Here is a 26,047-nt window from a genome sequence, read left to right as displayed (position 1 = left end):
GGAGAAGAAACATGTTGAATACAAGCAAGTTAAATGATGTTTATCCATTAACTAGACAAGCTAAAGATCAATACGAGCAAGATTTCTACGCATGGACACAGGAACAAGCTCAATTACTTAGACTCGGCAAGTTAGAAGGGCTAGATCTAGAAAATCTCGCGGAGGAAATAGAGTCTTTGGGTAAACAGCAAAAACAGGAATTGCGAAATCGGTTTGGAGTTTTAATTGGGCATTTGCTCAAGTGGCAATATCAGCCATCTCTGCGGGGTAAAAGTTGGAGAATTACTATTGATTTGCAACGAGATGAAATACTCGAACTTATTCACGAAAATCCTAGCCTTAAGCCATATCTAGAAGAAGCGATCGCTAAGTCATATAAACAAGCGATCGCACTAGTCGTTAAAGAGACCCCATTGGATAAAAATGATTTACCGTCAGAATGCCCTTATACTTTCGCTCAAGTTTTTAATCAAGATTTTTACCCCAACTAAAAACTAAAGGCGCAAAGCGCCTTTAGTTCCTATTGAAACAAAGGGCGCAAAGCGCCTTGCAAAAAGAGGGCGCGAAGCGCCCTCTTTTTTAGTAATGATTACCAACTTTGCGGTGGTGAGCGGCGGTGAGAGATTCAGGTTTCGACACTCGACCTTCCTCAGCGATCGCATAGATAATCCAGTGGTCGCTACATTCCATCCGACTCATTACTTCACACTCGATAAAGGCAAGAGCATCAGTAAGAATTGGTGCGCCAAAGCTTGATAACTGAGTTTTGACACCTTCAAAGCGATCAGCCCCTGGTGCAAATCGCTTGAGGAAATGCTGCATCAACTTGGAATAATTGCCATCTTCAAGCACGTTCAAAACAAAGCGATCGCCTACTTGCATAAACGACTCAATCGCCCGATCCTTTGCCACGGCAACTGTAAAGCCCAAAGGTTTAAAACTAGCTTGGGCAACCCAAGAAGCTAACATGGCGCTGCGTGCGCCGCCTTTGGCTGCCGAGATAATATACAAACCACCTGCTAAACGTCCCAAAGCTTTATCAAGATCTGCATCGATCGCCTTGAGTTGTTTGATATTTTGCTTGCGAGTTAGTAATTGTCCCAAGTCAGTACCTGCTTCATCACAGGTTTGATAGGTAGCTTCGCTAGGATTTTCGCGTACCTTGATGGCAGGGAAAGCGGTGACTACACCCAAATCTTTAAACCTATTATTTAACAAATCAATCGATGAATCTTGATCGCCGTGCGGTTCGTATAGCCCAATTACTTGCTTTTCGCTAGCTGCGGCAAGGATTGCACCGATCGCTGTTTCTACATGGGTATTCGATGCTGGTGGTGTGCAGACGACTAAACCTGATGCATGGGCGACAAGTTCGCGTAATTCCTGTAAATCGATCGCTTTAAGATCTGCCATTTCTACAGCTACACCAGTTTTCGCGATCCCGCGTGCGATCGCTTGGGAGAGACGATCGCAATAGCCATAGTCGGACACATAGCAAACCACAACATTAGTTTCGCCTTTAGTTTGCGCTTGGCTCCATTGGCGGTAGTTTTCCGTTAGTTCTTTGACGTTATAGCGCAGTAAGGGACCATGTCCATTTGCCACGATTTCCGCCTGTGGCAAGTCATTCATCCGCTTCATTGCCGAAATGACCGATCGCGCATTAGGAGCCATCAAACATTCGTAATAAAAGCGATAATCGGGTGCAATTCTTTTTAAATTTTCATCGTAAATCGCATCACTGCAATAGTGCATTCCAAAAATATCGCAGGTATACAAAATCGATGTCCCCAAATCAAAGGTCATCATCGTGTCTGGCCAGTGCAAATTCGGCGCATTCACAAACTGCAAAATGTGACCATTCCCTAAATCAACTTGATCGCCATTTTTAACTACTTGCTGCTTAAATGGCTGATTAATTAACTCACCAAGAAATTGCAAAGCTACCTTGGTCGCCACCACCGTGACATTGGGGGCTAATTCTAATATTTCTTTAACCAAGCCACTATGGTCTGGCTCGGTATGACTAATTACTAAATAATCAATTTGAGCAGGATCGACTTGCTCTTTGAGAGTATTGAGATATAGCTCACGAAACTTGGCGTGGGATGTATCAACTAGAGCTAGTTTTTCGCCACGAATGATATAGGAGTTATAGGTCGTACCATTTTGCAAACCAAACTCGATATCAAAGCGATCGCGATCCCAATCAAGCGATCGAATAGTGGTCGTGTCTGCCGCAATTTCAGCAACTTGGATGGTGAGTCGGCGTTCAATCGACTTTTCAGCAACACTTACAATAGAAGGAATCTCAATAGCTGCTACCACGATCTTGTCTCTCTATCTGATTTTCAACTACCTCCAGTCTAATGCTTACTTTTCGACAAGTCCAATTAGATGTACTAATTGATACTATAAGAGCTTATCTAACACCTAAAAATTAGGTGCGACCCTAAACAACTTTACCCAATTTTTGGATTATCACCTAAATCCCCCACTATGTCAGACCTTTACGTTTCATGGGAAGAATATCACGCCAATATCGAGAAATTGGCAGTTCAAATCTATCAATCTCAATGGGAATTCGATCAAATTCTCTGTCTTGCAAGGGGGGGATTACGCATTGGTGACATGCTTTCGCGGATTTATAACAAGCCTCTGGCGATTCTCTCGACCTCTTCCTATGGTGGCAAAGATTTTCAGGAAAGAGGAAAATTAACGATTGCTAGCAATATCACCATGACTACGGCGACGCTTGGCAAAAGGATCTTGCTCGTTGATGATTTGGTGGATTCAGGTGTAACCCTAATGCGGATTCTCGAATGGCTCCAGCAGCATGAAGAGTTTGCGATCACGGAAGTGCGATCGGCGGTTTTATGGTTTAAGGCTTGCTCAGTAGCACCGCCTGACTATTATGTGGACTTCTTAGACGACAATCCTTGGATTCACCAACCCTTTGAGAAATACGAAAAGCTAAGTCCAAGTGACCTACAAACTTGATCTATAGCTGTCGCCATTCTTGTTAGGACATAAAACCCAAATAGTGGGAGGCGGCGCTTCGCGCCGCCTCCCACTATTTGGGTTTTGATTTGTCCTGATACAGGTGGCTATAGCTATAGATATATAAGCGGCGGTTCACGCCGTCTATATATCTAGATCGTCAGTCTTGTTATACCAATTCACGAAAGTGTGGCAACACTTTTGTGAATCGAAAACCAAACCCAGTAAGGGTTTTAAAAACACAAAATGGCGTAGCCATTTTGTGTTTTGGTATTAGAACATAAACCCCAAAAAGCGAGTGGCGGCGCTTCGCGCCGCCACTCGCTTTTTGGGGTTGCATTGGTCTTAATGCAAGTGACTAAAACTTTATCTAGTTCGCAGTCCTAATTTTCTTAGCCATAAGTTGTTGAGCTTGCTTGATCCAAATTGACATCTCCCCAATATCAGGACATAAATCAGCACGGTTAAAATTTTGTACCTGTAAACGCATGATTTGTTTGTGGAGTTTATCGAGAGGAGTCTGGGCAAGTTGTTCTACCGAAACGATGCCACTATGCACGATCGCCCCGCAATGTTGACAACCCACCGCAGGGATACGTGCCAAATCTGCGAAAGCCATCCATTTTGTTAATAGCTGAAATCTCACACCAAGAGCGATCGCTAATTCTTCCTTTTGGGCCTTGTTACGACCTGCCTTTTGCAGCAAAACGCGAGTAGTTGTGATGCCATGGTCTTTGAGATTTTGGCAGTCTTCCGTACTTAATGCGGGTAACTGGTCAATCGGAAAGTTTGAAGGTGTACAAGTTTGAGAAGTTATGGAAAATTTCATTTTGCAATGTTTTTTGTGGAAATGATGTTATGACTTAAAAAGATCCACAAGTCTATAAGCCATGCTCGACTGTTTCACATTAGTACTTTGCGATCGCCTCTTTGACATTAGTGGTGCTTGTCCAGCCTACAGAGCGCAAACTCTAATGTAAGAAATGACGAAGCCCTGTAAATACCATAATTAACCCAAGCTCATCAGCCGCCTTGATCGAATCGGCATCGCGCATACTTCCCCCAGGTTGGACGATCGCCACAATTCCTGTTGCCGCAGCAGTACGTACAGAGTCATCAAATGGGAAGAAGCCGTCACTCGCGAGGAATGCTCCCTGCGCTTTGTCTCCTGCTTGCTCTAGGGCAATTTTGGCTGAGCCGATGCGGTTGGTTTGACCAGCACCAATGCCGATGGTAGTGCAGTCTTTAGTAATGGCGATCGCATTGGATTTGACATGACGACTAACTTTCCAAGCAAAAATTAGTTCCTGCAACTGCTCAGGAGTTGGCTGCTTTTGGGTAACCACTTTCCATGTATCAGGATTGACCGCTTCATCGTCGGATTTCTGGACTAACATTCCCCCAGCGATCGTCTTCACGGTTTCATGGGAACCATGCTTCAGATCAGATAGAACCAAAACTCGCAAATTTTGTTTTTTACCCAGAATCGCGGCGACACTTGGAACACAGGCGGGAGCAACTACACATTCTAAAAATGTCTTGTTCAAAAGATTGGCAGTTTCTTCATCAATCGGACGATTGAGAGCGACGATACCACCAAATGCAGAAGTAGCATCTGCTTCAAAGGCTTTTTGATAAGCTTCCGCAATGGTGGAGGCGATCGCTACTCCACAGGGGTTGTTATGCTTAATGATCACTGCACAGGGCAGATCGTCGCTAAATTCGGCAATGATACTGCGGGCTGATTCGAGATCAAGTAAGTTATTAAAACTGAGTTCTTTGCCTTGCAGTTGTTGGGCGGCTGACCAGCCTTTGGGTGTTGCACCTACTTGATACCATGTAGCAGGTTGATGGGGATTTTCGCCATAACGTAGGGGCTTAGGATTATTGCAGAGCAAAGTATAGGAAGAAGCGAGCTTGTTGATTGGCTCTTGTTCTACTTTCTGTCCATTTTCTAAATACTCAGCGATCGCTTTGTCGTAGGACTGTGTATGTTGAAAAGCAGCGATCGCCAGTTTCTTGCGAAACTCTAGGGTAGTTTCGCCGTTGTTGGCTTTTAACTCCGCTAGAAACTCTGCATATTGGCTAGGGCTAGACAATACCGCAACGTGATTATAATTCTTTGCTGAGGCGCGAATCAGCGTTGGTCCCCCAATATCAATATTCTCGATCGCATCTTCAAGGGTGACATTCGGCTTAGCGATCGTTTCGGTAAATGGATAGAGGTTAACCACCACAATCCGAATTGGTTGAATTTCGTTATCAGCTAAGTCTTGCTGATGTTCTGGTAGATCGAGTCTGGCTAGAATGCCACCATGAATCCGTGGATGCAAGGTTTTCACTCGTCCACCTAAAATCTCAGGTGCGCCTGTATAGTCAGAAACCTTAGTAACTTCAAGCTCAGCCGCCTTGAGTGCCTTGGCAGTTCCACCACTACTAATCAGTTGAAAATTATAGGTGGTCGATAGTTCGCGAGCAAGGTCGAGTAGTCCTGTTTTGTCAGAAACACTCAAAAGGGCAAGGGGTTTCATACTATTTAGCTCCATATTCATGATGGGAGTTTGGCAAAGCTTTGCCTTGTAAACTTCCTGTGCCATTTTATCGCATGTTACAGCGCTTTGCGCTCAAACCAAAACCCGTAAGGTTGCGCCCCTGCGGGGCGCAACCTTACGGGTTTTGGTAATTTGTTCTGCACAGGTACTTTCAAGTAATCACGATCGCTGCTTGTTCTGGTGTCCACACAGGAAACTTCTGCATCACCAATTCAAATAGCTCACTAGTTTCATGCCATTTCAGCCATTGCTGCAAATGCAGATAAGAACTTGAGAGAAACCAATCTATATCTACATAGGCAAGCTGTCTCACAAAAGGAAAAATTGCAATATCAGCAAGGGTTTGCCGATCGCTAATCAAAAAATTATGAGTTGTATCAGATGGCGATCGCTTTTGCAGTTGAAGTTCTAAAACTTTGAGAAACTCTTCCGCTTGTTGTCGATAGTCTTCCTGCGATCTCTCAGGAAATCGGTTTGGGTATTTATAGCGATCGAGGGCGCGTTTAAATTCATGGTCATTGGTATGGATAAGCTGTTGCGCGATCGCTACAGAATGTTCGGGTAAGTCTTGCCAATTGAGAGGATCATTCTGTTGCAACGCCCAATGCATAATATCGAGACTTTCTTCTAAAACCCTAAAATCTTTTTCGGTAAAGACTTGCATTACAGGCGTTGTTCCCTTAGGCGAAATATCGAGCATTTCTCTAGGTTTATTCTTTAAGGAGACTTCTCTCAGTTCATATCTGACACCTGCATAGGCAAGAGCCATTCTTGCCCGAATTGCATAGGGACAACGCCTGAAAGAATAAAGAATGGGAAGATACATAACCTAGCGAAGAAAAACGATTAGCCTATTTTATTATTTACGCTGCATCGCTATAGCGATCCTACTGAGCTTTTCGCCTCAACCCAAACCATAGGCTTTTTGAAAGTGCTGATTTGCAACACTTTCAAAAAGCCTGTGTGGTTCGCGAGAAACTGTAATTTGTAATACCTTTGTCAAATAGGCGATCGCCTTAAATACAGTAGTAAAAAGCCATAAAATATCTAAATATAACTGCATTAATTCATGGGAATAATCACTAATAGAGTTTCTTCTATAGTCTCTGGCAAGCATCTATGGGTCGCAGCATTGGGAGCAATACTTACTGGAGCATGTAATAGCACTCCCACACCTCCAGTCTCAACCACTCCAGCATCAACTACAGCTGCAACCACAGCTTCTCCAGATGCAAAAGAATTTAAAGCCGCAATGATTTTAGTTGGGCCCAAAAATGATTCTGGTTGGAACCAAGGTCATTACGAAGCCTCAAAATATGTAATGGAGAAGCAGTCAGGTATTCAGTTTGACTATGTAGATAAAGTCAACCCAGGCGATCGCCCTAATGTCAAAGCTTCACAGGTAGCTGACGATCTCATTGCCAAGGGTGCGAAATTAATCTTCTTCAATTCCGATGACTTTAAGGATGATGCTTTAGAAACCGCCAAGAAGCATCCTAATGTCTCAATCATTCATGCCACTGGTGACTATGCATGGAAGGAAGGTAAGAACTTCAAAAACCAGCCAAATATTACCAACGTCATGCCTGAAATGGAGTATGGGCGCATGATTTCAGGATGTGCGGCGGCTCTCAATTCGGAAACGGGCAAAATTGGTTTTGTAGGACCACTAATCAATGATGAAACCCGCAGACTCGTTTCAGCAACTTATTTGGGAGCTAAGTATTGTTGGCAAACCTACCGCAAAAAGAATCCTGAAGATTTAAAGTTTAAGGTAGTCTGGATTGGATTCTGGTTCAATATTCCTGGACAGACCCTTGATCCTACTAAAGTCTCCGATGACTTTTACAACAGTGGCTTTGATGTGGTGATGAGTGGCATCGATACACCTGAAGTCGCAGTCCAAGGCAAGAAAGCGGCTGAAGCTGGCAAGAAAGTCAAATATCTGCACTATGGACTCAAAACTGGTTGCAATGTTGCTCCTGACATTTGTATTGGCGTTCCCTATTACAACTGGGGGCCTGCGTATCTTGAGCAAACTAAAAAGGCTAAGGAAGGTAAGTTTACAGGAGAATTTATCTCGGCTCCACCTAATTGGAAGGATTTAAATAATCCTGATACTTCCGCAGTGGGATTTGAGAAGGGTAAAGCTTTGACTCCCGAAAGTGATAAGTTCTTGACAGAATTTATTAATGGTTTAGGCGATGGCAAGATCAGTCTTTTTAAAGGACCTCTGAACTATCAGGATGGCACTCCTTTTCTTAAGGAAGGCGAGACAGCAACTCCTCAGCAGATTTGGTACTTTACCAGCTTATTGCAAGGTATTGAAGGCGCAAGTAAATAAATAAGTATGCCAAGGTCTTGCTAAGCAAGACCTTGGCATAATGGGACAAAAATGAAAGTTGAACTCAACCATATTTATAAATCCTTTGGCAATGTCAAGGCGAATCAAGATATCTCAATGACCGTTGAGGCGGGAAGTGTCTATGGAATCTTGGGCGAAAATGGGGCTGGGAAAAGTACTTTGTCTAAAGTTCTGAGTGGATTTATAACTAAAGATTCTGGCAAGATTTTGTTGGATGGAATTGAAGTTGACATTAAAACTCCTGCTGATGCCATCTGTGCTGGGATTGGGATGTTACATCAAGATCCCTTAGATTTTCCTTCGCTATCTGTTTTAGATAATTTCATGGCTGGGAGAAGTACCTTAAGCAAAAAGATCGGGAGAAAGAGGGTTAACTCGAATAATCGTCATGATCTGATTAAAGAACTTCGACAGCTATGCGCCGCTTTTGGCTTTGATTTGCACCCTAGCGATCGCCTATCGAATCTCACTGTAGGAGAGCGCCAACAGCTAGAGATATTGCGGCTTTTGTCCCTTGGTGTCAAGACATTAATTTTAGACGAACCAACTACGGGTATTTCTGCTTCCCAAAAAAAGGCTCTATTTACAGCGGTCAAACAATTGGCATCCGAGGGGAAATCAATTATTTTTGTGTCGCATAAATTAGAAGATGTGGAAGAACTGTGCGATCGCCTGATGGTAATGCGTCAAGGTTCGGTGATTGGGGAAGCGGAAGTGAAGGGACGCGATTCTGCCGAGTTAGCTGCTTCTTTAGTGGAAATGATGTTTGGACATGATCTTGCCATACCTGCTAAACATGCAACGAGCATAGAGCAGACAGCCTCTGCTTTAGTAATTCAGGATCTACAAATTGATAGCGATCGCTTGAGTTTGCATATTGACAAATTAACTGTGCAGTCTGGTGAGATTATTGGATTAGCAGGGTTAGAAGGCAATGGACAGCAGTTGTTGCTGCTTGCTTGTGCAGGCTTGTTGAAGCCAAAATCTGGCAAGATTTGCCTCAATGATCTGGATATGTCCAATCGTGCCTATCGTAATTTTTTCAAGGCAGGAATTGCCTATTTGCCAGCCGATCGCTTGCAAGATGGTTTGATTCGGGGTCTATCGATCCATGAGCATTTTATGTTGCGCCAATCTAATGCGAAATTCAATCTAGAATCCAATCCAAAATCTAATGCTGGATTTTTGATTAATTGGAGTGATACTCGCAAATATACACATCAGGCAATTGAGACTTTTAATATTCGCGGTAAACCATCGACTCGAGTGGAGAAATTATCGGGAGGTAATCAACAACGCACCCAAATCTCACTCTTGCCAGATCAATTGAGTTTACTATTAATGGAACAACCGACTAGAGGGCTAGATATCGAATCGACTCTCTGGATTTGGAAACAGATGATGGAACGCTGCGAACAAGGCATGAGTATTTTGTTTATCTCTTCTGATCTAGATGAGATTTTGCAATATAGCGATCGCATTCTCGTATTTTGCGGCGGTAAAGTTTCTCAACCAATCGATGCTAAAACCTTAACAGTTGATAAGCTCGGTCAAGCGATCGGAGGGAAGTTTGATTAGTATTGTGAATAATTTGCAGATTCTCAAGAAATTACCCAAGGTCGCCTATTTTCGGATTGGGGCTTTTGTGGTTGCGCTCTTGTTTATCTCTGGGGTGATCTTGCTATCTAGTGGCTCACCGTTACAAGTAGCAGCAGGAATGTGGAATGGAGCTTTTGGTAGCAGCGATCGCTTTGCGAGAGTTATTTCCACCCTTTGTCCACTTTTACTTGCCGCCTGTGGATTGATTTTTACCTTCACATCAGGTTTGTATAACTTAGGGATCGAAGGTCAAATTACGGCGGGGGCGATCGCCTCTACATTCTTGTTAAGGCTAATTCCTGAAGGTTTTCCACCTGCGATCGCCATTACGTTAGCAATATTATCTGGGATTATCGGTGGCGGTATATGGGGCTTACTGACGGGAATGTTGAATATCTATGGCAAGGTCAGCGAGATTTTTGCTGGTTTAGGCATGAACTTTACGGCTCAAGGATTAGCTCTATATCTAGTTTTTGGTCCTTGGAAGCGATCGGGCGTTGCCTCAATGAGTGGCACAGAGCCATTTAGTGATGCTTTCTCCCTGCCCTCCGTTGGTAATACTGACTTTAGCCCGATCGCCTTAGCGATCGCCATAATCGCTCTGATTGTAACCGCAGTAATGATTAAGGCGACTTACTTTGGTTTGAAGCTCAAGGCTGTGGGCAATAATCTACGAGCCGCCTATGTGTTGGGTATTCCTGCGATCGCCCAAATGATGAGCAGTTTTGTGATCTGTGGCGCTTTAGCAGGTATTGCGGGATCTTTGCAAGTGGTGGCAGTGTTTCATCGCCTCATCCCCAATATTTCCAGTAATTTAGGTTTTTTGGCTCTGCTAGTAGTCATGCTGATTAATTACAATCCCTTCTTGATTTTGCCGATCGCTTTTCTATTTAGTTCTCTCAATGTTGGCAGTTTAGAATTACCGCTATCCCTCAGTTTAGATTCTTCACTCTCTGGGATTATTCAGGGCGCATTGCTTTTGTTTGCCATTCTTGGCGAAGGTTTAGCTAAGTTATCCAAAGAATAGAGTAGGTGCAAAGCACCTACTCTATTCAACTAATCAGGACATACAACTATGGACATCATCACAATTCTTGCCACAGCGATCGCCACTTCGACACCTTTGATTTTTGCCAGTATTGGTGAAACGATTACGGAACGGGCTGGCGTGATTAATCTATCTGCTGAAGGGACAATCTTGATGTCAGCGATGACTGGTTTTGCGGTTGCCAAGTTTTCTAATAGCTTGCTTTTAGGATTTGCGGCGGCGGCTCTGGTGGGAGCAGCGATCGCGTTAGTCGTTGCAGTTGGCGCTATCACCCTTAAGCAATCGCAAGTATCAATCGGTTTTGTACTAGCGTTAATGTGCAGTGATTTATCTTCTTTTTTAGGTAATCCCGTTGTGAGAGTCGAGGGAATTACGGTTCCCAGTTTCAGAATTCCTATTTTAGAGAATATTCCCATTTTAGGGAAATTGCTATTTCAGAGTGATTTGTTAGTTTATAGCAGCTATGTTTTAATTCTTGGTTCATGGTTCTATTTCTATCGGACTCAAGGCGGATTAATCCTGCGAACTGTGGGTGAACAACCTGCGGCTGCCTTTGCAAGAGGCACTAATGTAATCAAAATGCGTTACATCTATACCCTCCTTGGTGGCGCATTAATGGGCATCGCAGGAGCTGCTTTTTCTTTGGATTTTAAAGCAGGATGGAGTCATCGCCACACGGCTGGTTATGGTTGGATCGCTTTAGCGATCGTCATTTTTGGTGGTTGGAATCCTCTGCGGGTTGCTTTAGGAGCCTATTTATTCGGAATTTTGCAATCTCTCGCTAGCGTTGCTCAAAGCGCAATTCCTGAAGTACCGACACAAGTATTTAACACGGCTCCCTTTGTAATGATGATCTTAATGTTGGCACTGACTTCAGGAAAATGGCTCGATCTTTTAATATCAGCATTGCCGCGATCGCTTAAACAGGGCATATTAAATACGGTCAGAACCACACCACCTGCATCACTGGGGAAGGTATTTGATCAAGACTAAATCACGGGTTGCACGTTATTTTCTTTAACGTATTTTAATAGCGATCGCTCGATCTGTTCGATGTTGATAGGCTTACTGATGTAGTCATTCATTCCTACGTTGATACAAGTATTGTAGTCTTCTGGTAGAGCGTCGGCTGTCAAAGCCACAATCCAAGGGCGTGTCTCAGAAGATAAGGATTGACGAATCATTTTAGTTGCGGTCAGTCCGTCCATGACAGGCATCTGCACATCCATAAATATAAAGTCAAAAGTTACATTGGTTTCTTGATTGCAAACAATCTCCAAACATTCGCTGCCATTACTCACCATCTTGGCTTGAAGCCCTAGTTTTTTGAGCATGAGAAGAACTATTTTTTGATTGAGGATATTATCTTCAACTATCAAAATATTGATCGGGAAATGCTCAAAACTAGGTTTCTTCGGATTGGGTAGCAAAGAACCAAGCCTATTAACTGGGGTCTGAGTCTGACTTGGCTCAACGATGGGTAAGGTGACTGTAAAGTAGAATGCTGAACCTTGGGTATTGTGGTTAAAATATTCCGTCCCCCAATCAGATGGAGGATTACCACCAACATTACCTCGACTTTCTACCCAGATTGTGCCATCCATTAACTCTACAAGTCGCTTACAGATAGCTAAACCTAACCCAGTACCGCCAAACTGACGATTGATCGAAGCATCGGCTTGGGTAAAGGGTCGAAATAGCTTGTCAATGCGATCGCTATCAATGCCAATACCAGTATCGGTAATTGAGAATCTAAATTCATAGATATTTGCTGTAATCAACTTACAACTATAGCTGACGGAAACATAACCCTGCTCTGTAAATTTAATTGCATTACCAACAAGGTTGATCAATATCTGTCGTAGTCTTGAGCCATCACCTAAAACTGTAGTAGGAGCGTTACCATTGATATAACATTGTAGATTAATGTTTTTGTCAAAAGCCTGTTTGCTTAAGAGTTTACAAACAGAATTCATCGTGTCTTTAAAGTTAAATTCTTTCTGTTCTAGCTGGAGATTTCCAGATTCAATCTTTGAGAAGTCTAGAATGTCATTAATTACCGTTAACAGCGCATCCCCACTATCCATAATAATTTGTACAAAATTCTTTTGCTCCTCTTTTAAAGGTGTAGCAGATAGTAATTGAGCCATGCCAAGGACACCATTCATGGGGGTACGGATTTCATGACTCATGTTGGCAAGGAATTCACTCTTAGCTTTGCTGGCGGCTTCTGCTAGCTCCTTTGCATGGGCTAAGGCTATTTCTGTTTGTTGATGTTCAGCTAATTCCAGTTGGAGCTGTTGATAGAGGCTTACTTGTTGGATGGCGATCGCTAGTTGGTTGGAGATCGTCTGTGCTAAGACAATTTCATCATCTTGCCACAGAGATCCTTTTTGATATCTGCTTAAGCTCAAGCTACCCCATGTTTTTTCATTGACAATGATTGGGACTAGTAGCCAAGCCCCAGAGTTTCTTTGCGCTAATTCACGATTAATTGGATCTTCGATCGTATCAGTATCATTAATTTGGACAATCTCTTTTTGTTTAAGTTTTTCCGCAAAAGGATTATCTTGATCAGGAATTTCCAAGTCAACACTATCGCTAACTTCTGTTTGATCTCGAAAGCTGGCAATATATTTCCAAAATCCTTGCTCATCCATATACTGAAAAATACTTGCTTGCTCCAAATTTAATAAATTAACGATCGCACTGGTTCCCGAACTGAATACGATGTCTAAATCCAGTGAACTGCGAATTGTTTGGATAAATTGGTTAAGCATCTGCTCTCGCTGAATACTCTCCCGCAATGACTGTTCAGCGAGTTTGCGTTGAGTAATATCTCGGCAAATACAAAATTGAATCATATTACCATCGTATTTAACCGAGTTGGCACTAACTTCCACATTACAAAATGAGCCATCTTTTTTACGGTAGCGGGTTTCAAACATCGCTCTTTTTCCCGTCTTAAATTCTTGTATTCCCTGCATTAATTCTTCTCGTGACCATCTCAGATCAATATCATAAATAGTGAGGCTGGTTATTTCTTCTAATGTCCAACCGATCATCTCTGCAAAGCTGAAGTTTCCTTCAATAATATTCCCCACATCATCTAAGATTAAAATTCCATCAAAAGAATCATCCAAAAGCATTTTATTGCGAATCAACTCTTTCTCTAGAGCAATTTCTACTTGTTTGCGATCGCTGATATCTAACATCACCCCAACCATGCGTATCGCTTTACCAGAGCTATCGTAAATTCCTTTTCCTTTGGTCAAAACCCAATTAGTTTTTCCTGATGGATGCACAATGCGATATTCTATTTCTAATTTCGTTTGACTTTCTAATGCGCTGTCAAAAGCATTCTTCACCCAATCGATATCATCGGGATGTACACGATCGCGCCATATTGAATAATTACTTTGAGAATCATCTGGCTCTAGCCCCATCAATCTAAAGTGATTGTCATTCCATCTGGCTTTACCTGTTGCGAGGTCAAAATCCCAACAACCAATATAATTGAGATCAATTGCTAACCTGCGCTTTTCTTCACTTTTTTGTAAGGCGGCGACCAGTAGGCTTTGCGTGATGGCGATCGCCAGTTGACTGGATAATTGTTGCAATAGCTCGGTTTCAAACTCAGTCCATTGTCGCGGGCGATCGCATTGATCAACGACCAGCAATCCCCATAGCTGTTCGGATTCAATGATTGGTATAAGTATGCTTGCTTTGACATCAAACTGACGAAAGAATTCAGCATGATCAGCAGGAATATGTGCGGCATCAGTATTATCGATCTTAATAAATCTATCTCTGTAATAGCTTTCAGAATATTCATCATGAAAACAAGGTGTATCAATGTGTAACCCAACGGACTGAAATGGCTCAGTTAAAGCTTCCTGCAACACATTCCCTGAACCATCAGCTTCAAGTTGAACGATCAATACGCGACTTGCTTGAAGAATTCTTTGAATTTCTGTGACGGTTGTTTTGAGGATTTCTTCTATTTGTAATGATCGACGGATTTTAAGCGTGACTTCTGTAAGTATCTCTGTACGTTGATATTGCAGTTTTAAGTTCTCTTCAGTTTGCTTGCGATCGCTGATATCTGAGACAATTCCATACCAAGCAGTATCTCCATTTTCACGACGCTCTGGACGTAAATTAGATCGTAGCCATTTAATTTTGTTTGACGGAGTAATGATTCGCCATTCATGCCGCAAGGTTGATAATGTCTCTAGACTCAAGCCAACAGCCTCCCATAAATTTGCAATATCATCAGGATGAACCTGCTCAAAACAAAGATAAGGATTTTGTAAGGTTTGATCAACTTTTAATTCATTGATATCCTCAAAAGCCGAACTTAAATATTCAAAATAGGCAGAACCATCGGGTCTCTGCACAAGAATTTGGATAACTCCTGGCGATGACAATGCGATTTTTTTCAGTTTCTCCTCGCTTGATCGTAGGGCTTCTTCCGCTCGGCGGCGATCGCTAATATCGCGGATAACGACGACCGCAGTATCTTCATGTAGTGGAACGACCCGCACTTCTTCATAATGTAGCTCGTCCTCAACTTCATAAACTTGTTCGATAGTCTGTAACTCTCTAGTAAAAATTGCTTGTCGAATAGCTTGAAGTTGATTTGTGGCAATTTCCGATTCGGCTGATAAGATTTCTGCAATATTCTTGCCAATAGGATCAATATCACTAGGGATCAGGTCATGAAAGGTTTTAGGACATTTTGATTCTAGATAAACACCATCTGATGTCACCAAGTTGATTATGTCTGGAATCGCGTTAATAATTGAACTCAACTTATGTTTACTAGACTGAAGTTCAGCGGTTCGTTGTTGAACTTGTTGCTCTAGGGAGTTATTAAGATTCTGGAGGTTTTGATGAATCTCCGTTTGTTGAATGGCGATCGCTAATTGTACAGATACTTGTTGAAGTAGGTGAACTTCCTCCTCTTCCCAATCACGATTTGTTGAACATTGATGTACAATCAGCAGCCCCCAGAGAATTTGATTATTGGCTTGATTATTAGAATTTTGATTACTTAGAGGCTGAGTTAAGAGGATTGGCACAACCACATTGGCTCGAACTTGAAAACCCTCCAACATCTGTACATGACATTCTGAAAAATTAGCGCTGCGTATATCAGAACTGGTAGAAATTTGTCCATTTAAATACGCCTTTACCTGTTCTTTGGAAGGCTGTACGCAACAAGTTTCAGTAACAAAGTTTAAACAAGACGGCCAAGGTGGAACTACTGACTCAGCAATAATTCGCCGTTCCATATTTTCATGAAATTTGTAAATAACTGCGCGATCGACCTTGAGAAACTTGCAAACCTCTTGTACTACGATCTGACAAATATCTTCTAAATCAATAAATTGCCGAATATTTAAAGCGATTTGTGAGACTAAGGTTTCGCGTCTGGAAGATTGTTCTAATTGCTTAATTAATGCAAACCTTTCTAGCAAACTATAGATGCTCTGTTGCAAAGAAAATTCGGTAATGTCATTCTTAACCAGATAGTCATAGGCTCCCAACCGCATCGCACTTGTAGCATTCCTTGCATCCTCATTCCCCGCCACAATGATTACTGGCAGTTTTAGATCTAGTACCTGCTCACTACTATTACCCCGTATATATTCTCGAATAGTTTCCAGAAATACTAGTCCATTGCCATCAGTCAAATTGAAATCAACCAGTGCCATATCAGGATTTTGCGATCGCCACAGCTCTGCTCCTTGATTAATGGTTTCAGCTTCTAAAATACGATAGTTATTGTTAGGATCACGTTCGATATAGTGACGAAACAATGACCGATCGCTTTCAGAATCATCCACAATCAAAATAGTTTTAGCAGTAGACATGACTTGATCAAAATTGACTCATATAAGATTTTGGTGCTGAATTTTTGGCGCAAAAGACTTAATACGCTTAATGTGGCTTTACTGTATAGTCATCCAGAATCTCTCTCCCCCGCCGAGTGAGAGTCTCAGATCCTTCTAGCATCAGCAAATATTGTCCACGATCCAGACAACTACGACAGGATATGGACAAGCTGCTTTTAAAAAACCAGCCATATAAAGTACCAATCACCCCTCCAATGACGATACCAATTAACCCAGACGTTGAAGCAATGGTTAACAAGGCTTGATACCAGTCAAGATTAGGTAACTTGATGCTGAAGATCAGGTACAAGATAATACCCATTGCTGTACTAATTATGCCTAACCAAAACATTCCGCGTTTGGCATAGCGCCATGTCGTGTGGGTAGGATTAAATAAACCTACACTATCGGGACTGCTATAACCTTTGCCGACTAGGGCGAGATGCTCTGGCGAGATGCCATGACATTGAAGCAATCGATATGCTTCAAAAGCTGAAGATTCGTCAGGTAAGACCGCAATCATCAGTCGAGAATGTTTTGAACGGGTGTGAGCCACAACTGATACCTGCTATCAACGGAATGTTTGAGTCAGGATATAGAGATATATCTCCCTAGATTCTACAAAATTTCAGACGATTAAACCTATTTCTTAAAGTTAAATACATTAGTTCTCGTTATAAAAATCAGTTTTTTGAAAGCTTGCCTACGGCAAGCTTTCAAAAAACTGATTTTGGTGATTCCAGCGCCCAAGGCGCTGGAATCACCAAAATTAGTTTCATCATGAAAAGCGGTGCTTTTTATTCTAATTTGGCGATCGCCTGTTGATCGATTAGCACTTTATCGGTGAGTAAATCCCTAACCGTAGCAATTAAAACGCGCCGATCATCGATTTCAAAATTAACGCTAATGCGATCGCTTCCTAACTGTCCTGAAGGATCAAGTCGCGCTATACAAACTTGATCGACTTCTGATTTTTTACTATTTGCAGCTAGCGATCGAAAATCTGATTGTTTTAGCAATTGACTGCTGGTCATACGTCCAGAGTTGTCATAGGTAACTTCAGCTTGAGAGATATCTGCCACTTCACCAATATCCAGCCAGATTTCAGTTTGCCCTGCGATCGCTGCTTGCAAAATTAATGGCTCAGCAAGTTGGCAAGGATATTTTGTCCCTTTCTCAAATAATGTATAGAAAGAATATTGATGCAAATAGGGTTCCCAAAGTCGAATTGCATAGCTATGTCGTAGATAATCTTCAATCTTGAGTGATTGTCCTAGGGCTAAAGCCCCATGAGCAACTGCTTCAAAGGGTTTGCCCAACTTGACTTTGGATTTGCCGAAATAGGAAATAACCAATTGCTGCACAGCAACAATCTGACAACTACCTCCCACTAACAGAATTTGTTCGATCGCTGCTTTACTGATTCCCCGATTTAGCCCAATGGTCAGCACTTCATCAATTGCTTCGCGCAATTGTTCAAGCATCTGGTTCTGCTCTAGGATTTCCATTAGTTCACCCTGACTCAGCTTGAGTTCATGGGCAACCTGATTCTGATCAATCCAAACTTCCCGTACTTCCTGAACAAGTGACAATTTGATTTTGATTTGTTCTGCTATTGCTAAAATCTTTTGCCAGTAATGTTCCTCAATCTGCGATCGCGTTGTTCCTAATTGGCGCAAAAAATGTTCAGCAATCCATCGATCAATGTCAATGCCACCAATATATGCGTCAGATTTGGCGATCGCCTCAGCTTTAATAACTTGGTTCTGAATTGTCCTGTTATTGGCGATCGGTGCAGTCCTGACCAAGCTCAAATCCAATGTCCCACCACCAAAATCAATCACCAATACCAGCGCATTTGGTCGAGTAATCGCATAGCCCAAAGCTGCCGCTGTAGATTCATCGATAATTTGGAAGTTAGTAACTTGTAGGTTTTCGGCAAAGTTACTAAACCAGTTGAGATAACCCTCAAATGCACCAACGGGAACTGTAAAAATTACTTGCGTAGGTAGTATCCCCTGCTGGGCTAAGCGCTGCCAGAGTTCGGTCAAGAAGATTTCCGATATCGCTTCGGCATCATAAAGCTTGCCATCAATCTCACGGGCTGGCGATCGAAAACTAGCAACAATATCTCGCTTAAACCCTTGAAATAATCGTTTTGATTGATTACTTGTCTGGTTTTCTAATTGATATTGCGATCGCGCCTGTTCTCCAAAGAGAAATTCCCCATAATCAGTACTAGAATTAAGTACATAAACTAAACTTGGCACTAGCCAAGCTTTTCCTTCCGAAGTTTCAAAGCCTTGGGAGATCTCTCCAAAGTGCAAAGTCTTAGGTAACCCAAAATCTCCCTCTCCTTCTGTGACCAGAATTGCGATCGCGGTATTACTAGTTCCAAAATCAATGGCAATAACAGTCATGTTTTGCTTGAGCTAAAGTAGAGCGAGACGGCTCTATGTTGTGTTCTAATGCATTCTAAAATTTTAAGGAGCATAAACCAATGAAAGTAATCATGACAGCGATCGCCGCATTGGGATCGATGACAACATTTGGGGGATCGGCGTTTGCTGATGTCTCAATTAGCATTAGATTTGGTTCGAGTCCATCAGTCAATACCTATCGAACTTACGATTCTTATCGTTCTAATGTCCGTCAGCCTGTTTATCACAATTCCTACAATCAAAATTATTACAATCGCGATTACTATAGACCAAATACTAGATCTAGAGTGATTGTGCGTGAGGTAGTCCCCAACTATGGCAGGGCTTGGAACTATTCAACTATACCTAGAAACTATCCCACTAGTACTCAATCAGTCTACAACCCATATAACGTTGATCTTGATGGCAGTCGCTATATCATCGAAAAACGTTATATCCGTGTTCGCTAAAAGTTTTACTTCCAAATAAAAAAGGCGGCGCGAAGCGCCGCCTTTTTTATTTGGGTCTTACACAGGTTGTTTGAGATTTTCTTCGCCTTGGGTAATCGTGATCGATTCAATGCGATCGCCCATTTGAATTTTTTCGACTAGATCCATCCCCTCTGTTACATAGCCAAATACAGCATAGGAACCATCCAGAAAGTAGATATCGTCAAGGGCAAGATAAAACTGACAGGATGCAGAGTTAGGAAACTGCGATCGCGCCATAGCGATCGCGCCTTTGTTATGACGTAACTTTGGCTTTTGAGTTGGTGGTAAAATTTCGCCATAAACAGGTTGCTTTGCACCATCGGGCAGAATTTCGAGAGGGATATAACGGGGTTGTGAGGTGGCGGGATCGGTGAAATTACCAGTTCCATTACCCAGTGGATCGCCACCTTGAGCCACAAAGGGAGTTGGTTCCTTGACCACACGATGAAAAGTTAATCCGTTATACAGTCCCCGTTTGACTAAATCAGCAAAATTTCCTGCGGTAACGGGAGCATTTTCACCATCAAGATCAATCTTCACCGTGCCAGATTTTAGTTTTAATTCCACCGTGGCTTTACCTTTGAGTTGCACAAATTTAGCAAGGGCAGCCTCTAAGGAGTTGTCAGGACTAGCACTAGGCTTAGGCGATGCTGATGGGGTAGAAGCGATCGCTGTAGGAGGTTTGCTGCTAGCAGTAGCTGATGCTGTGGGTGAAGCACTTGCAGAGACACTACCGCCATTACTGCAACTAGTGAGTAAAACACTCACTGCTAAAAAACAACTAATAATCCAACGCAACATGTTTAACTCTTGATAACTTGGACAAATTGTATACAGCGCAAAGCGCTCAAATCCAAACCAAGAAATTTTTTGAAAGTGTTGCAAAGCAACACTTTCAAAAAATTTCTTGTAATTCGTGTGAAGCGCTGTATCTCTAGTTATAGCCCTTCCAATGGTACTGTCAAAAATTTAGCAATTTCCGCAGCCCGATCTTCGAGTTCGGTTAAACCAATTGGCTGCCCCACCTGCGATAGAGGTAAATCACCTTTGCCCTTGACTCGCAAATATAAAGCTCTCTTGGGATTTAGACCATTGCGGATTTCAACTCGTACCGCTTGGACATCAGCGACATTGTAAGTTAATTCAATATTGTTACTTTTGCTGCGACCACGACGAAAAAGCTTCACTTTGCCAATATTGCGATCGAACTCGTTGTAACCACTACCGTAATCGATCACCATCACATAGATTAGGTAAAGCTCAAGCAAAGTGCCAGCTACTCCATAAAAGGAAAGCGCCAAACCTTGAGGCACAAATTCTAGTTGAAGGGGATCAGCAAATGGTAGTAAATTAATCTTTAAGAAACTGGATATCCCTGCTAGCAAGAAGCCCGACGCACCTATGGCAACAATAACCGCAAAGCAATAGTTACTAAAGCGCCGTGACCCGACAATGTCATATCGCAGAACATTGGATTGAGATTTTGTAGTGACCATCGGTTGAAATAATATTGAAAAATTACTGTGTAAAGGAACAGTATATAGCGGCTTGCAGTCTCATAGTATGTGTAAACTACAAGGCTAAGCAAATTCTCATTACGAAACCGATTTTGGCGTTTCCAATGCCCTTGGCTCTGGAAACGCCAAAATCGGTTTTTTGAAAGCCCACCAACGACGGGCTTTCAAAAAAACAACTTTATATGATGAGAATTGCTGGGTTTAAAAGATTTGCTAAGAAATGATGCGTAGCGTATCTTAATTAGACAAGTGACTCAAGACTAATTTTCATCCGTTACTTACCATCAACTACCTCTCAAAATTAATCGTGAAAAAATCACTCCACTATTCCCTAAAGCAAAGTATCCTCGGCACGATCGCTGTTAGTTGTGTTGTGGTTATGTCAGCTTGTCAGCAACCACCAGCAGAAACTACAGCCACAGCATCACCAAGTCCTACAGCCACAGCATCACCAAGTCCTACAGCCACAGCATCACCAAGCCCTACAGCCCCAACTACCGAAACCACTCCCGAAAAAAGCCCTACTAGCACCAGTGTCGCTAGTCTTGAAAAAGTCGCAGGTGAATATACAGTTGTTCTAGATCCTAAAGTTTTAGCTGAGGCTGAAAAAGAAGGTGTTAAGTCAGTTACAGGTAAATGGACGATTAAACCTGAAGGTACTTTTGAAGCTACCTTGAAAGCAGTCTCTACTAAGGATGAAGTACAAGAAATCAAGACTGCTGGCAAAATTACCATCGAAGATGGCAAAGTTGTCTCTCAAGTCGAATCAGTTAATGGGGAAAAACCAGCGCAAGCTCCTCCTAAGCAGCCCTACACTTTGTCCGCAGATGGCAAAGAACTGCAAGCTGATGGTCAGCCAGTGAAATTGGTTAAACAATAAATAGAGACCTCAACTTTTCAATAGCGCGGCATCGCCGCGCTATTGAAAGTTATGGCTAATCCCTTATGTATACAAGTTTGTACTCATCTCACGATCGCATTTACAACTTTGAAGAACTAAACTTTCCCACTGAAGGCGTAGAGTTTAAGCTAAATAAATTAGACGATGACTTAGGCGATCGTCTTGCTAGAAGACCATACATAGCTTTCAATATGGTTTCTAGTGTTGATGGCAAAGCGACAACCTATGAGGGAAAACTGACGGGTTTGGGATCGCGCCCCGATCGCCTGTTAATGAAACGTTTGCGATCGCAATTTGATGCGGTACTGGCTGGCGGTACGACCTTGCGGCAAGATGCCTTTATTCCCACCGTACCTCCCGAATTGTTAGCAGAGCGCAAAAAAAACTTTTCGCAGCCTCAGCCCCTTGGTATTGTGATTACCAACTCAGGGAAGCTACCTAGTGAGCATCGGTTTTGGGATGCTGGCAAAGATTTGCGAGTAGCCTTGATTGGCGAAGAAACTACGGTTGAGTCATGGCTAGATCAGAAAGCCCAAATTTTTCGATTCCCAACCAAGGATCATCAAATTGATTTAAGACAATTATTAGCAATGCTATTTGAGAAGCTAGGGATCAAGCGTCTGTTAGTCGAAGGGGGGCCAGCGTTGAATTATTCACTTATCTCTCAAGGCTTAGCTGATGAATTATTTTTGACTGTATCTCCCCATATAGTCGGCGGTGTCGATAATATGACCGTTATTGGCGGCTCTGGCTATGGCTTGGGTGGTCATGATTTACCTAGTCTCCAATTGCGATCGCTATACCAACATGAATCAGAGTTGTTTTTACGCTATCAATTTCAAAGGTAACGCGGACGTGCCACCTTTGAAATTGATAGTCAGCCTTTGGCTGACTATCAATCTAATGCAATCCCTTTAACTGGCGGACAAGATGAATAATTTCTGGCAAAATTAGCTGCTCGATCGCCAATTTCACGGCATTACTCGATCCTGGAAGCGAAAAAACCAACTTACCTTGATAAATGCCTGCCTCCGATCTCGAAGCGATCGCCCTTGAGCCAACCTCTTGCCAACTTAGATAACGAAACATCTCCCCAAACCCTGGCAGTGTTTTTTCGAGTAACGCAGCGATCGCATCGTAAGTAGTATCCCGTGGCGCAATCCCTGTTCCACCATTGAGAATAATCGCGTCAAGATCAGCGATCGCCGCTAACTTATACATTTGGGCGCGGATCTCGTCAGGCTCATCCTTGACTAGGGTGTAGTAATCCAGCAGATGCCCTGCATTGGTCATCGACTGTTTGATAAAGTGACCACTTTTATCGGTTTCTGGGGTACGGGTATCGCTGACAGTAATTACCGCAAAATGTACTTGGTAAGACGGTGGATCGGGACAAGGATTTTGAGATTTATTCATAAATTTTGTTTGAGGATCGCAAATTAAATATATAGATCAGGATCTGCTTTAGTCGATAATTTGACCATTTAATAGCAGCAATCCTAATTATAAAAATCGGTTTTTTGAAAGCCCGCCGTTGGCGGGCTTTCAAAAAACCGATTTTGGTGTTTCCAGCGCCGAAGGCGCTGGAAACACCAAAATCGGTTTCATAATGAGAATTGCTGATTTAATAGAGACCCAATTTTTGATGGCGCAGCTTCGCCGCGCCATCAAAAATTGGGTCTTTATCTTACGGCGAAGCCCTAACTATTTTTAGATTTAGGCTTTTCTTGTTGACTACAACGAAATCTTTGAGCATCAGAGCTGATGGCATGTTTAGTTTTGCGCCCACTTACCCTTTCTCGCCACATCAAAAAAGACGATCTCTTCATTGACTTCCGCATGATTTTAATCACTTCTGCCTCGGAAATGCCAAATTGATCGTGAATAGTATCAAAAGTAGTGCGGTCTTCCCATGCCATTTCTACAATGCGATCTATATCAACCGTAGTGAGTGTTTTTAAAATCAGTTTATCCATATCAATAACTAATCAACTAATCTGTTTATGCGGTCATTGCCGCGCAAAGCGCGGCAATAGTTTTAGTTTTGCTTCCAATGACGTGCTAATTGCTTGGCTTTCAGTCCCGATTCGATTACTTCTAGTAGTCTGGTCATACCTGTAGTATTCACAATTTCATAGGTTTTATTAGCTCGACGACAAGCCTCGATCGCTCTTTCGGTGAGTGAGTGGCTCGCATAACCTGTCACGATAATAATTAAATCACCACCTGAGATTTGGCTCTCTCCTTGGGCTGCAAGTTGTAAGCCATCCTGCTCGGTGTACCACATTAAATTAATTGCCGAATCACGCAACCGATTTTTTACAGCCGTTTGTAAGCGATCGTGTCCACCAAATACTAATACTTTGCCACTGAGGTCGGTGTACAAAGCAGGTCGCTTTTCTGACTTGCGATGTCTTGTGGTCGGTTGGACATCAGGGGCGCGATCAACACGAGAACGATTTTCAAGAGCTTTGTTGTAAATAAATGTAAGTGTTTGGTCATGGCTACCACGCAAACGCGCAACGGGACCTTCTTCACTGTGGGAATTTATTTGATTGATCAGCGCTTCGACCACTTCTTCGAGTGCGCCGATCGCTTTTAAGTCATTGGCATATCCACGCACCGCGATCGAAGCATCAGTAGCACTAAAGAAATCACGTTGTTCTTCGATCATTTCTAATAGATCAGCCTTTAATTCCAGTCGCCATTGAGCCGTTTGTTCTGTTATTCGTTCATCTAGTAGTCTTTCTTCGCTCAAAATCAATTGGCGATCGGCAAGTTGAGCCGCTAGGGTAGGCGCTTCCGCAATTTCCTGTCGGATATCGGCAGCCTTTTTTTCTAGCCTTTGCTTAGTCTCGCTGTCTTGATGTGTGCCTTCGCGGCTATATTCTTGCAGCATCTGCTCAACTTTTGCCAGCAAAGGTTTCAATCTTGCTTCAATTTGGGCTACTGCTTCTTGGATTTGGCGATCGCGCTGCTGTTGCAGACGATTTTGTTCTAACTCCACCTTTGCCATCGTCAGCAAATCGCTAACCGAAGCTTCCAATTCATCTAATTCAGAAATATGCATATTTACTTAATATCTGCCTATATTTGCTTAATTTTAATAAGTCGAGAATAAGTCGTGAGAAATGACGTGAATAAGTAATTATAAGAAGTTATCGTCACTAATCTCCAATGTAACCTCTTGCTTGCCTAAGTGTGTATAGTTTTATGCTCCAAACCGATATCAATCCTGCCCCATATATTGATTACGCCCTATTAGATCCCGCCGCTAGTGATGAACAGGTGGATCGGGCTTGTGAAGAAGCCGATCGCTTCGGTTTTGCTAGCGTCTGCGTTTATCCTTGCAACGTCAAGCGCGTGACAGAAAGACTGCTCAAAACCAAGGTGGAAATTTGCACGGTGATTGGATTTCCCAGTGGAGCAACTACGTCAAACGTTAAGCTTTATGAAGCAATGGAAGCTGTGGAAAATGGCGCAACGGAATTAGATGTTGTCATCAATTTTGGCTGGCTCAAAACAGGACAGACTAATTTATTGCACCAAGATATTGCTCAAATCTGTGAGGAGTCAGGTAAGCCTGTCAAGGCAATTTTAGAACTTAGCTTACTCACCCCCGATGAGCAGGAACTCGCAGCCGAGGTGTGTATGGATGCAGGTGTTGCCTTTTTAAAAACAGGCACAGGCTGGGCTGGGGCTGCCACGGTGGAAATGGTGAAATTTCTCAAGGAAATTTCACGCGGCAAGGTAGGCGTTAAAGCTTCAGGTGGAATTCGCTCCAGAGAGCAGGCGATCGCCTTAATCGATGCAGGCGCAACTCGGATCGGTACGTCTCATGGCGTAGCGATCGCCCGTGAAAAAAATTAATTAATATAGCTATAGCCACCTGTATCAGGACAAATCAAAACCCAAATAGTGTGAGGCGGCGCGAAGCGCCGCCCCACACTATTTGGGTTTTATGTCCTAACAAGAATGGCGACAGCTATAAAAAGCCAAGCTCTGCTTGGCTTTTCAAAAACCATAAGTGGCGACGCGAAGTGCCGCCACTTATGGTTTTTATGTTCTAAGCAAAACTTACATTGCAATATTTCAGAGAAGTTATAACAATCCGAAAAAATTTAGGTGTAAATTTTATCTTGTTAATATGGGACAATACTTCGGACAAAATTAGTAAGCAATAGCACCGTATGAACAAAGGTCTGGAAATCTAGGATGAGATTTAATCGAAGTAGAATCCAAGTCTAACAAGGA

At 42.6% G+C, this 26,047-nt stretch carries 24 protein-coding genes; 10 read left to right on the top strand and 14 right to left on the bottom strand.

Annotated features, from left to right (window positions below; translation table 11 throughout):
- The first annotated feature begins 11 nt into the window (after nt 1-11).
- Complete coding sequence (locus H6G05_RS14130) at nt 12-491, top strand: DUF29 domain-containing protein (protein ID WP_190578782.1); 480 nt, start codon at nt 12-14, stop codon at nt 489-491.
- Nucleotides 492-579: 88 nt separating this feature from the next.
- Here H6G05_RS14130 and H6G05_RS14125 read toward each other — a convergent pair whose 3' ends face one another.
- Nucleotides 580-2,301, bottom strand: coding sequence for a diflavin flavoprotein (locus tag H6G05_RS14125; protein WP_190578833.1), 1,722 nt, complete (start codon nt 2,299-2,301; stop codon nt 580-582).
- Between the two features lie 198 nt (nt 2,302-2,499).
- Between H6G05_RS14125 and H6G05_RS14120 the strand changes: the two genes are divergently transcribed.
- Nucleotides 2,500-3,000, top strand: coding sequence for a phosphoribosyltransferase (locus tag H6G05_RS14120; RefSeq protein ID WP_190578781.1), 501 nt, complete (start codon nt 2,500-2,502; stop codon nt 2,998-3,000).
- A gap of 370 nt (nt 3,001-3,370) precedes the next feature.
- Here H6G05_RS14120 and H6G05_RS14115 read toward each other — a convergent pair whose 3' ends face one another.
- The 5 genes from H6G05_RS14115 to H6G05_RS25380 all read right to left on the bottom strand — a co-directional run bounded on the left by H6G05_RS14115 (nt 3,371) and on the right by H6G05_RS25380 (nt 6,770).
- Nucleotides 3,371-3,829, bottom strand: a complete 459-nt coding sequence (locus tag H6G05_RS14115) for a DUF4332 domain-containing protein (protein ID WP_190578780.1) — start codon at nt 3,827-3,829, stop codon at nt 3,371-3,373.
- A 142-nt stretch (nt 3,830-3,971) separates the two neighbouring features.
- Nucleotides 3,972-5,531: a bifunctional phosphoribosylaminoimidazolecarboxamide formyltransferase/IMP cyclohydrolase gene (purH, locus tag H6G05_RS14110; RefSeq protein ID WP_190578832.1), complete on the bottom strand. Its 1,560-nt coding sequence runs from the start codon at nt 5,529-5,531 to the stop codon at nt 3,972-3,974.
- Between the two features lie 172 nt (nt 5,532-5,703).
- Nucleotides 5,704-6,378, bottom strand: coding sequence for a glutathione S-transferase (locus H6G05_RS14105; RefSeq protein WP_190578779.1), 675 nt, complete (start codon nt 6,376-6,378; stop codon nt 5,704-5,706).
- A 78-nt stretch (nt 6,379-6,456) separates the two neighbouring features.
- On the bottom strand, nt 6,457-6,615 hold the full coding sequence (locus H6G05_RS14100) for a hypothetical protein (RefSeq protein WP_190578778.1): 159 nt from the start codon (nt 6,613-6,615) through the stop codon (nt 6,457-6,459).
- On the bottom strand, nt 6,615-6,770 hold the full coding sequence (locus tag H6G05_RS25380; protein ID WP_242025508.1) for a hypothetical protein: 156 nt from the start codon (nt 6,768-6,770) through the stop codon (nt 6,615-6,617). Before H6G05_RS25380 ends, H6G05_RS14100 begins: the two co-directional genes overlap by 1 nt.
- A 34-nt stretch (nt 6,771-6,804) precedes the next feature.
- On the opposite strand from H6G05_RS25380, the gene H6G05_RS14095 reads away from it, so the two are divergent.
- From H6G05_RS14095 to H6G05_RS14080, 4 genes are read left to right on the top strand one after another with little or no spacing between them, the layout of a single operon-like run.
- A complete protein-coding gene (locus H6G05_RS14095) occupies nt 6,805-7,896 on the top strand; it encodes a BMP family lipoprotein (protein ID WP_242025507.1) in 1,092 nt (363 codons plus the stop codon).
- A 51-nt stretch (nt 7,897-7,947) separates the two neighbouring features.
- The gene (locus H6G05_RS14090; protein ID WP_190578776.1) at nt 7,948-9,495 is read left to right on the top strand and encodes an ABC transporter ATP-binding protein; all 1,548 of its coding nucleotides are present in this window, start codon (nt 7,948-7,950) and stop codon (nt 9,493-9,495) included.
- 4 nt (nt 9,496-9,499) lie between these two features.
- Complete coding sequence (locus H6G05_RS14085; protein ID WP_322096369.1) at nt 9,500-10,543, top strand: ABC transporter permease; 1,044 nt, start codon at nt 9,500-9,502, stop codon at nt 10,541-10,543.
- A 48-nt stretch (nt 10,544-10,591) separates the two neighbouring features.
- Nucleotides 10,592-11,557 carry an ABC transporter permease gene (locus H6G05_RS14080; protein ID WP_190578775.1) on the top strand — a complete coding sequence of 322 codons (966 nt, stop codon included), beginning with the start codon at nt 10,592-10,594 and terminating at the stop codon, nt 11,555-11,557.
- Here the strand turns inward: H6G05_RS14080 and H6G05_RS14075 are convergent.
- The 3 genes from H6G05_RS14075 to H6G05_RS14065 all read right to left on the bottom strand — a co-directional run bounded on the left by H6G05_RS14075 (nt 11,554) and on the right by H6G05_RS14065 (nt 18,884).
- Entirely contained in the window at nt 11,554-16,443 is a 4,890-nt protein-coding gene (locus H6G05_RS14075) for a GAF domain-containing protein (RefSeq protein WP_190578774.1), read from the bottom strand. The two genes, H6G05_RS14080 and H6G05_RS14075, sit on opposite strands and share 4 nt — an antisense overlap.
- A 67-nt stretch (nt 16,444-16,510) precedes the next feature.
- Nucleotides 16,511-17,020: a hypothetical protein gene (locus tag H6G05_RS14070; protein WP_322096368.1), complete on the bottom strand. Its 510-nt coding sequence runs from the start codon at nt 17,018-17,020 to the stop codon at nt 16,511-16,513.
- Nucleotides 17,021-17,261: 241 nt separating this feature from the next.
- Nucleotides 17,262-18,884 carry an Hsp70 family protein gene (locus H6G05_RS14065; protein WP_190578773.1) on the bottom strand — a complete coding sequence of 541 codons (1,623 nt, stop codon included), beginning with the start codon at nt 18,882-18,884 and terminating at the stop codon, nt 17,262-17,264.
- Between the two features lie 80 nt (nt 18,885-18,964).
- On the opposite strand from H6G05_RS14065, the gene H6G05_RS14060 reads away from it, so the two are divergent.
- Complete coding sequence (locus tag H6G05_RS14060) at nt 18,965-19,354, top strand: hypothetical protein (protein WP_190578772.1); 390 nt, start codon at nt 18,965-18,967, stop codon at nt 19,352-19,354.
- Nucleotides 19,355-19,411: 57 nt separating this feature from the next.
- On the opposite strand, the gene H6G05_RS14055 is transcribed toward H6G05_RS14060, so the two are convergent.
- Together H6G05_RS14055 and H6G05_RS14050 are read right to left on the bottom strand one after the other, a co-directional pair.
- On the bottom strand, nt 19,412-20,176 hold the full coding sequence (locus H6G05_RS14055; protein ID WP_190578771.1) for a peptidylprolyl isomerase: 765 nt from the start codon (nt 20,174-20,176) through the stop codon (nt 19,412-19,414).
- A gap of 137 nt (nt 20,177-20,313) precedes the next feature.
- Nucleotides 20,314-20,871: a photosystem I assembly protein Ycf4 gene (locus tag H6G05_RS14050; protein ID WP_190578770.1), complete on the bottom strand. Its 558-nt coding sequence runs from the start codon at nt 20,869-20,871 to the stop codon at nt 20,314-20,316.
- 328 nt (nt 20,872-21,199) lie between these two features.
- Between H6G05_RS14050 and H6G05_RS14045 the strand changes: the two genes are divergently transcribed.
- Both H6G05_RS14045 and H6G05_RS14040 read left to right on the top strand, forming a co-directional pair.
- Nucleotides 21,200-21,772 (top strand): hypothetical protein, encoded by a 573-nt coding sequence (locus H6G05_RS14045; protein WP_190578769.1) that lies wholly within the window; start codon nt 21,200-21,202, stop codon nt 21,770-21,772.
- A gap of 65 nt (nt 21,773-21,837) precedes the next feature.
- Nucleotides 21,838-22,641: a RibD family protein gene (locus H6G05_RS14040; RefSeq protein ID WP_190578768.1), complete on the top strand. Its 804-nt coding sequence runs from the start codon at nt 21,838-21,840 to the stop codon at nt 22,639-22,641.
- Nucleotides 22,642-22,693: 52 nt separating this feature from the next.
- On the opposite strand, the gene H6G05_RS14035 is transcribed toward H6G05_RS14040, so the two are convergent.
- From H6G05_RS14035 to H6G05_RS14025, 3 genes are all read right to left on the bottom strand, one after another.
- Complete coding sequence (locus H6G05_RS14035; protein WP_190578767.1) at nt 22,694-23,209, bottom strand: MogA/MoaB family molybdenum cofactor biosynthesis protein; 516 nt, start codon at nt 23,207-23,209, stop codon at nt 22,694-22,696.
- Nucleotides 23,210-23,493: 284 nt separating this feature from the next.
- Entirely contained in the window at nt 23,494-23,769 is a 276-nt protein-coding gene (locus tag H6G05_RS14030) for a TIGR03643 family protein (protein ID WP_190578766.1), read from the bottom strand.
- A 62-nt stretch (nt 23,770-23,831) separates the two neighbouring features.
- Entirely contained in the window at nt 23,832-24,863 is a 1,032-nt protein-coding gene (locus H6G05_RS14025; protein ID WP_190578765.1) for a DUF2325 domain-containing protein, read from the bottom strand.
- 143 nt (nt 24,864-25,006) lie between these two features.
- Here H6G05_RS14025 and deoC point away from each other — a divergent pair, with 143 nt between their 5' ends.
- Nucleotides 25,007-25,663 (top strand): deoxyribose-phosphate aldolase, encoded by a 657-nt coding sequence (gene deoC / locus H6G05_RS14020; protein WP_190578764.1) that lies wholly within the window; start codon nt 25,007-25,009, stop codon nt 25,661-25,663.
- Nucleotides 25,664-26,047 lie beyond the last annotated feature (384 nt).

Origin of the sequence: Phormidium tenue FACHB-1050 (assembly GCF_014696925.1) — a bacterium.
Taxonomy (GTDB): domain Bacteria; phylum Cyanobacteriota; class Cyanobacteriia; order Pseudanabaenales; family Pseudanabaenaceae; genus Pseudanabaena.
The sequence above is the reverse complement of the archived record's forward strand: the minus strand, read 5'-3'. Positions and strand labels throughout refer to the sequence as shown.